The sequence below is a fragment of the Sphingomonas segetis genome (assembly GCF_009720245.1).
GTDB lineage: Bacteria > Pseudomonadota > Alphaproteobacteria > Sphingomonadales > Sphingomonadaceae > Sphingomicrobium > Sphingomicrobium segetis.
Genome location: NZ_WJSQ01000124.1, coordinates 1 through 8,038 on the forward strand (window position 1 = coordinate 1; position 8,038 = coordinate 8,038).

Annotated in this window: 8 protein-coding genes and 1 tRNA gene; 8 read left to right on the top strand and 1 reads right to left on the bottom strand. The window is 66.2% G+C overall.

Annotation, left to right across the window (positions count from 1 at the left end; all coding sequences use genetic code 11):
- Together GH737_RS11165 and hslU are read left to right on the top strand one after the other, a co-directional pair.
- Positions 1-907: FAD-dependent oxidoreductase (locus tag GH737_RS11165; protein WP_155264896.1), on the top strand; the 907-nt coding region annotated here is incomplete at its 5' end.
- An 85-nt stretch (positions 908-992) separates the two neighbouring features.
- Positions 993-2,288: an ATP-dependent protease ATPase subunit HslU gene (hslU, locus tag GH737_RS11170; protein ID WP_155264902.1), complete on the top strand. Its 1,296-nt coding sequence runs from the start codon at positions 993-995 to the stop codon at positions 2,286-2,288.
- On the opposite strand, the gene GH737_RS11175 is transcribed toward hslU, so the two are convergent.
- A complete protein-coding gene (locus tag GH737_RS11175; RefSeq protein WP_196233118.1) occupies positions 2,285-2,992 on the bottom strand; it encodes a TIGR02117 family protein in 708 nt (235 codons plus the stop codon). The two genes, hslU and GH737_RS11175, sit on opposite strands and share 4 nt — an antisense overlap.
- Positions 2,993-3,048: 56 nt before the next feature.
- Between GH737_RS11175 and GH737_RS11180 the strand changes: the two genes are divergently transcribed.
- From GH737_RS11180 to GH737_RS11205, 6 genes are all read left to right on the top strand, one after another.
- A tRNA-Pro gene (locus GH737_RS11180) sits at positions 3,049-3,125 on the top strand.
- A 98-nt stretch (positions 3,126-3,223) separates the two neighbouring features.
- On the top strand, positions 3,224-3,565 hold the full coding sequence (gene yajC, locus GH737_RS11185) for a preprotein translocase subunit YajC (RefSeq protein WP_230558772.1): 342 nt from the start codon (positions 3,224-3,226) through the stop codon (positions 3,563-3,565).
- 12 nt (positions 3,566-3,577) lie between these two features.
- The gene (gene secD, locus GH737_RS11190; protein WP_155264898.1) at positions 3,578-5,170 is read left to right on the top strand and encodes a protein translocase subunit SecD; all 1,593 of its coding nucleotides are present in this window, start codon (positions 3,578-3,580) and stop codon (positions 5,168-5,170) included.
- 7 nt (positions 5,171-5,177) lie between these two features.
- The gene (gene secF, locus GH737_RS11195) at positions 5,178-6,128 is read left to right on the top strand and encodes a protein translocase subunit SecF (RefSeq protein ID WP_155264899.1); all 951 of its coding nucleotides are present in this window, start codon (positions 5,178-5,180) and stop codon (positions 6,126-6,128) included.
- 123 nt (positions 6,129-6,251) lie between these two features.
- Positions 6,252-7,154 (top strand): outer membrane protein assembly factor BamD, encoded by a 903-nt coding sequence (locus tag GH737_RS11200; protein WP_155264900.1) that lies wholly within the window; start codon positions 6,252-6,254, stop codon positions 7,152-7,154.
- Between the two features lie 58 nt (positions 7,155-7,212).
- Positions 7,213-8,038 (top strand): AAA family ATPase (locus GH737_RS11205; protein WP_155264901.1); only part of this gene is annotated, 826 nt, incomplete at its 3' end.

The window sequence follows — 8,038 nt, forward strand, 5'->3', positions numbered from 1 at the left end:
CCGCGCCGAGGCGCTTGGCGACAAGCGGCTGGTGCACAATTACGGCCACGGCGGCGGCGGCATTACCTTGAGCTGGGGCAGCGCGAAGCTCGCGGCCGATCTGGGCCTCCCGGGCCACAGCGGCGCGGTCGCGGTGCTCGGCTCGGGCGTGATGGGCCTGTCGACCGCGAGGCTGGTGCAGGACGCCGGCTTTCCGGTGACCATCTACACTGCCGCGCTTCCCCCCGACACGACCTCGAACATCGCCGGCGGGCAGTTCCACCCCTATGCGGTGTTCGACGACGAAGCCGTCACGCCGGCGTTCAAGGCGCAGTTCACCCGCGCGCTCGACTATAGCTGGCGGCGCTTCCAGATCATGGTCGGCGAGGACTCCGGCGTCCGCTGGCTTCCGACCTTTGTCGAGCGGCGCAGTCCCGAGGCGCAGCTGCTCGAGAGCTTCCCGCCGGTGAACCGCCAGCTCAGGCCTGCCGAGCACCCCTTCCCGTTCGAGAACGTGCTTCGCTACGACACGATGTACGTCGAGACCGGCCGCTACCTCCGCCAGATGACCCGCGACGTACGCATCGCCGGCGGCAGGATCGAGGTTCGCAAGTTCGCGACTCCGGCCGACTTCGCCGCGCTTCCGGAAAGCCTGATTTTCAACTGCACCGGCCTCGGCAGCCGCGAGTTGTTCGGCGACCAGGAGCTCCAGCCCGCGCGGGGCCAGCTCGCGATCCTCGAGCCGCAGCCGGAGGTGAACTACGCCTTCACCGGCTCGCCGGGCTACATGTTTCCGCGGCCCGACGGAATCCTGCTCGGCGGCACGTTCGAGCTCGACGAGTGGGACCCGACACCCGAGCCGGCGATGATCCAGCGCATCATCGCCTCGCACCGGCGCTTCTTCTCCCGCTTCCGCTGCGCCGCTTGAAGTGGCTGCGGGCGGCCCCGACATTGCTGGCGACATGAACTATCAAGCCAGCATTCCCCAGAGCGGCGGGGAGCAAGCCGAAGTGCTGAAGGACAGGCTGACGCCCAAAGCGATCGTCGCCGCATTGAACGAGCATATTGTCGGCCAGAATGATGCCAAGAAAGCGGTCGCCGTGGCGCTGCGCAACCGCTGGCGGCGCCAGCAGCTCGCGCCCGAGCTGCGCGAAGAGGTCACGCCCAAGAATATCCTGATGATCGGGCCGACCGGCTGCGGCAAGACCGAGATCAGCCGGCGGCTAGCGAAGCTCGCCGACGCTCCGTTCGTCAAGGTCGAGGCGACCAAATTCACCGAGGTCGGCTATGTCGGCCGCGACGTCGAGCAGATCGCCCGCGACCTGGTCGAGGAAGCCGTCCGGCTCGAGCGCGACCGCCGCCGCAGCAAGGTGAAAGCCGCCGCCGAGGAAGCCGCGATGGAGCGGCTGCTCGACGCCCTCACCGGCAAGGGCTCGAGCGAGGCGACGCGGCAGAGCTTCCGTCAGCGCTTCGCCGACAAGAGCCTCGACAAGGCCGAGGTCGAGATCGAGGTCGATGATGCGCCGGGCATGCCGTTCGACATTCCCGGCATGGGCGCGCAGGTGATCGACTTGAAGTCGATCATGGGCAAGATGAGCGGCCAGCAGCCGCGCAAGCGGCGCAAGCTCAAGGTGCCCGACGCATTCGCGCGCCTCACTGAAGAGGAAGCCGACAAGCGTGTAGACCCTGACGACATCAACCGCGTCGCGCTCGCAGATGCCCAGGCCAACGGCATCGTCTTCCTCGACGAGATCGACAAGATCGCGGTCAGCGACGTGCGCGGCGGATCGATCAGCCGCGAAGGCGTGCAGCGCGACCTGCTGCCGCTGATCGAAGGGACGACCGTCGCGACCAAGTACGGGCCGCTCAAGACCGACCACATATTGTTCATCGCCTCGGGCGCCTTCCACCTCGCCAAGCCCGCCGACCTTCTTCCCGAGCTGCAGGGGCGGCTTCCGATCCGGGTCGAGCTGAAGGCGCTGACGCAGGAGGATTTTGTCCGCATCCTGTCCGCGACCCGGGCCAGCCTGACCGAGCAGTATCAGGCACTGCTCGGCACCGAGGGCGTGCGCGTCGAGTTCGCCGAGGACGGCATCGAGGCGCTCGCCCGGATCGCCGCCGAGGTCAACGAAGCGCTCGAGAACATCGGCGCTCGCCGGCTGCAGACGGTGATGGAGAAACTGCTCGAGGACATCAGCTTCGAGGCCGAAGACCGCTCGGGCGAGACGCTCGTCGTCGACCGGGCGTTCGTCGAGCAGCAGCTCAGCGGAATCGCCAAGAACGCCGACCTCAGCCGCTACGTGCTCTAGAGCGGGCGCAGCCAGGTTTCACGCCGGTAGCGCCACACCAGGCCGTTGACGAATGGCGGCCAGACGCTGGTTTCGACCCCGGAAATTGCGAGCCACCGCGCCGCAACCACGTTGCAGGTGCGGATCGCGTTGGCCTTACCGTTCGCGCGGTAAAATGCGTCGGAGGGCCCGTAGCCGGGGTGATCGATCCGCTGCGGCCGGCCGCGATCGTCGAGCGCGAAGTCCGCGCGGATCGCGGCCCACAACCGTCGATATTCCTCGGGCCGCAGCGTGATCTGGCGAACCGCGTAGGACGGTGCCGGCACATATTCGACATGCATTACCCGCTGCCCGCCGGCGAGCGCGCCCCAGAGCGTACGCGGCGTGATGTCCCACCACGTCGGCGTATCGAGATAGACGCGCTTTTCGCCCGACCCGAACGCGATCCATCCGGCATCGGGAGCGACTGCCGCGAAGTCGCTAGTCGGGATCAGCGGCCGCCAGTCGAGCCCCTGCGCCGCGATCGGCAGGATGAGGTCGGCGTGGATGCCGTTGTCGGCGATATAGATCGTCGTGCCCCGCTTCGCCTCGGTCCAGCCGCGGTTGACCGGGATCAGCGATCCGGCCAGTGCGGCGCTGAGGTACAGCGCCGGCAGCGCCAGCAACGCGGTCACCAGCCGGCCAACCCACTTGCCTGCCTTGCCCTTCCGCCGTCGCCGGCCCACTCGCACCCTCCCACCTTGCCTTGTCGGGTAGCCCTGCCTAGATGCCGCGGCCAGGTCGGGGCGTAGCGCAGCCTGGTAGCGCATCACACTGGGGGTGTGGAGGTCGCTGGTTCGAATCCAGTCGCCCCGACCATTCTGCGTCGCTCGCTTTCGCGAGCTATGCGGGATGCCCTTCGAAGCTCCGGAGGAGCGGAGTGGGGCAGTCATCATGCGATCAGCCGAAAGTCCTAAATGTCCAGCTCACCGAACTTGATGATGATGCAGGCGGCGCCCGGCGCGGGCGGCGGCACTGCCGGCCTCCTGATGGGGATCGCGCCGTGGCTGCTCATCTTCGTGATCTTCTACTTGCTGATGATCCGGCCGCAGCAGAAGCGCGTGAAGGAGCACCAGGCGGCGATCGCGGCGATCAAGAAGGGCGATGAAATCGTTACCGGCGGCGGCATCCGCGGGCGAGTCACCAAGGTCAGCGAAGACGAGGCCGAGGTCGAGATCGCGCAGGGCGTCAAGGTGCGGATCGTCAAGACGACCATCACGCAAGTACTGGCCCGCAACGCCAAGCCGGCGAACGACTGAGGCTCCGGCGAGATGCTCGATTTCCCGCGCTGGAAAATTTGGTCGATTTCGCTGACGATTTTCGTCTGCATCTTCCTCGCGATCCCCAGCCTTACCGCCAAGACATCGCTCGCGAGCAACTGGCCGAGCTGGCTTCCCAGTGCGAAGATCAGCCTCGGTCTCGATCTCGCCGGCGGGAGCCAGCTCCTGCTCGAGGCCGATTCGAACGACATTTCCAAGCAGCGCCTCCAGGGAATGGAGGACACGGTCACGACCGAGCTTCGCCGCGATCCGCGCATCGACATCGGCGATATTTCGACGTCGGGCGGACGGCTGTCGTTCATCGTGCGCAATCCCACCCAACTCGACGCGGCGGTCGAGCGGCTGCGGGAACTCACCCGTCCCGTGGGCCTGACCGGCTCGCGCGACTGGGACGTCCAGGTCGTCGATTCGACCCGCATCGTCCTGACTCCGACCGCCGGCGGGACGGCCCGGGCGCTGAAGGATGCGATGACCGTGGCCCGCGACGTGGTCCGCCGGCGGATCGATCCGCAGGGGACCAAGGAAATCACGGTCATCAACCAGGGCGACCGCAGAATCCTCGTGCAGGTGCCGGGCGTCGAGGACCCCGAAGCACTCAAGAAGCTGATCGGACAGACCGCGCGGCTCGAGTTCAAGCTCGTCGACCTTTCCGCCAATCCCGCCGACGTCCAGCAGGGGCACGCCCCGCCTGGCAGTCAGATCCTGCCCATGGCCGACGGAACCGGGAACATCGCCGTGAAGCGGCGGGTGATGGTTTCGGGGGACCAGATCATCAAGGCCCAGCAGAGCTTCGACCAGAACGGGCAGCCGGTCGTCTCGATCGGGTTCAACACGAACGGCGCGCGCCGCTTCGGCCGGGTGACTCAGGAAAATGTCGGCAAGCCGTTCGCGATCATCCTCGACGACAAGGTACTTTCCGCGCCGAACATCAACGAACCGATCCTCGGCGGACAGGCGCAGATCAGCGGCAATTTCACGGTCGCGAGCGCCAACGACCTCGCTGTTTCGCTCGCCTCTGGCAAGCTGCCGGTGAAGCTCAACGTGATCGAGGAGCGCACGGTCGGTCCCGATCTCGGCAAGGATTCGATCGAAAAGGGAATCGTCGCCAGCGTCGTCTCGGTCGTCGCGGTGATCATCTTCATGCTGGTCACTTACGGCCGCTTCGGGCTCTATACGACCTACGGGCTGATCGTGAACGCGCTGATGATCCTCGGCATCATGGCGCTGTTCAACGCTTCGTTGACCTTGCCCGGAATCGCCGGCTTCGTGCTCACGATCGGCGCCGCGGTCGACGCGAACGTGCTGATCAACGAGCGCATCCGCGAGGAATTGAGACGCGGGCGGCGGATCCTCGACGCGCTCGAAACCGGCTACAAGGAAGCCTCCACGGCAATCTTCGACGCGAACATCACCAACGTCATCGCCGCCGGGCTGATGTGGTATTTCGGCTCCGGTCCGATCCGCGGATTCGCCGTCGTGCTGATGATCGGTATCGTCACGTCGGTCTTCACCGCGGTCAATTTCACGCGGATGCTCGTCGCGCTCTGGGTCAGGCGCACCCGCCCCCGCGAACTCCATATCTGAGGCTTTCATGAAGCTCCTGAAGCTCATCCCGGACCATACCAACATCGACTTCATGCGGTGGCGCAACGTCGCGCTGACGCTCTCGATACTCGTGACGATCGCCAGCCTCGCCATCGTCGGGATTCGCGGCCTCAACCTTGGCGTCGACTTCGTCGGCGGGCAGATGATCCGCGCCACATTCGCGCAGAAGGTCGACGTCGAGCAGCTCCGCAGCGATGTGGACCGCATGCACCTGGGGGAAGCAAGCATCCAGGAATCGGGCGGGCCGAAGAGCTATCAGATTCGCCTGCCCAAGCCCGACGGCGGCGAGGCCGCGGCCAACCGTGCCGCGAGCCAGGTGCGGGCGATGCTCGCGCAAAAATATCCCGGTTCTAGGGTCGACGCGGTCGAAACCGTGTCGGGCAAGGTCAGCGAGGAGCTGGCGACCGACGGCGCCTTGTCGATCGGCCTCGCGATGCTCGGGATCGCCATTTACATCTGGTTGCGGTTCGAGTGGCAGTTCGGCGTCGGCGCGCTGGTGACTTTGTTCCACGACGTGTCGATGACTCTCGGCTTCTTCTCGCTGACCCAGCTGCAGGTCGACCTGAACGTGGTCGCGGCAATCCTGACGATCGTCGGTTATTCGCTCAACGACACCGTCGTCATCTACGACCGGATTCGCGAAAACCTGCGAAAATACCGCAAGATGGCAATCATTCCGCTGCTCAACCTCTCGCTCAACGAGACGCTGTCGCGGACGATGGTCACGTCATTGTCGATCCTGCTCGCTCTCGGCATGCTGCTGCTGCTCGGGCCGGAAGTGATCTTCGGGCTGACGATTGCCATCTTCCTCGGGATTTTCGTCGGGACCTATTCGTCGATCTACATTTCGGCGACGGTGCTGGTGTGGCTCGGGGTCAAGCCCGACAGCTTCCTCAAGCCCGAGGAGAAGGAGGCGGCAAGGGCGGGCGCCGCCTGATGCGCCGTTCAGCCCCTGTTCGTCCTTGCGACCCGAGTTAGGCAGGTCGGGCCGCTCCGCTTCTCGCGAGGACCGGCCGAACGCCGCTTGGCCTGTTCCGGAGCCGCCGCTAAAGAGGTCCCCATGCTGAAGTTTTCACGTTTCCCCACCCTGCTCCTCGCTTGTGCCTGCATGGCGCCGCTGGCCGGCTGCGCCACCGGCGGCACCAAGGGCGACACCGCTTATGTCGCGAGGGACGTGAGTTCGCTCTATGGCGCCGCGCAGCGCACCATGCAGGGCGGCGATTACGTGCGCGCGGCCAAGCTGTTCGACGAGGTCGAGCGCCAGCACCCTTATTCGGTCTGGGCCCGTCACGCCCAGGTGATGAGCGCGTTCAATTATTATCTCGCGCAGAAGTACAATGAAGCAATCAGCTCTGGGCAGCGGTTCCTGACGATCCACCCCGGCAGCGACGAGGCGCCCTACGCCCAGTACATCGTGGCAATGAGCTATTATCAGCAAATCGCCGACGTCACCCGCGATCAGACCACGACCCAGCAGGCGTCGGAGGCGTTCAACGAGCTGATCCGCCGCTATCCCGAAACCCGCTACGCAGCCGACGCCCGGCTCAAGCTCGACCTCATCAAGGACCATCTCGCCGGCAAGGACATGGAGATCGGGCGTTATTATCAGCGCTCCGCCCGCTGGCTCGCGGCCACCTACCGGTTCCGCAACGTGGTCGACAATTTCCAGACGACCAGCCACGCCCCGGAGGCGCTCGAGCGGCTCGTCGAATCCTATCTCGCGCTCGGCATGCCCGACGAGGCATGGAAGGCGGCGGCCGTGCTCGGCAAGAACTATCCCGAGACCTACTGGTACCGGCAGTCGCTGCGGCTGCTGCGGTCGGAGCAACGGCACACGGGCATGTGGACGGCCGAGGCGCCAAAGCCAGGCGCGGTGACGCCGGGGGCTACCGTCGCTCCGGCTGCTCCCGAAGGCCCGAAGGCCAATGCCTATCCTCAGGGCCGCACGCCCGGCGGGCAGTGATCCCACCCATGCGCGGGCGAAGCTGGCCGGTTGAGCCTGTTTCGCTAAACTCCCGCGCATGCTGAGGCAGCTTTCGATCCGGAACATCGTGCTTGTCGAGCAGCTCGAGCTCGAGTTCGAGCCGGGGCTCGGCGTGCTCACCGGCGAAACCGGCGCGGGCAAGTCGATCCTGCTCGACGCAGTCGGCCTGGCACTCGGCGCGCGCGCCGACGCCGGCCTTGTCAGGTCGGGCGAAGAGACCGCTTCCGTTTCGGCGGAGATCGAGCTTCCGGCGGGGCACACCGCTTATGCCTTGCTCGAGGAGCAGGGAATCGAGCTCGAACCGGGCGAGCCGCTGATCGTGCGGCGCACATTGAAGAGCGACGGCGGAAGCCGCGCTTTCCTCGGCGGCGCCAGCGCCCCTGCCGGATTGCTCCGCGACGTGGGTTCGCTGGCGGTGGAAATCCACGGCCAGCACGATGACCGCGGACTGCTCAACCCCAAGGGCCACCGGGCGCTGCTCGACGCTTTCGGCCATCTCCATCGGCGGGACGTCGAGACGGCTTGGAGCGAGGTCGTCCGGATCGAATCCGAACTCGCGCAGGGGCGCGCCGAACTGGCGGCGGCAGAACGCGACCGCGAATGGCTTGCGCACGCTTCGGCCGAGATCGAGGCGCTCGCGCCGGAAGAAGGCGAGGAGACGCGGCTCGCCGAGGAACGGGCAGCGATGCAGGCCGGACTCAAGGCGGGCGAATCGCTTGCCGGCCTCGACGAGCTGCTTGGCGGGTCGGAAGGTGCGCTGGCGCCCTCGCCGATGATCGGCCAGGCCGTGCAAATGGCGGCGGAAGCGCCGACCGACACCAACCAGCTCAACCGCTATCTCTTGAAGAAGGTCGACGAGCTCG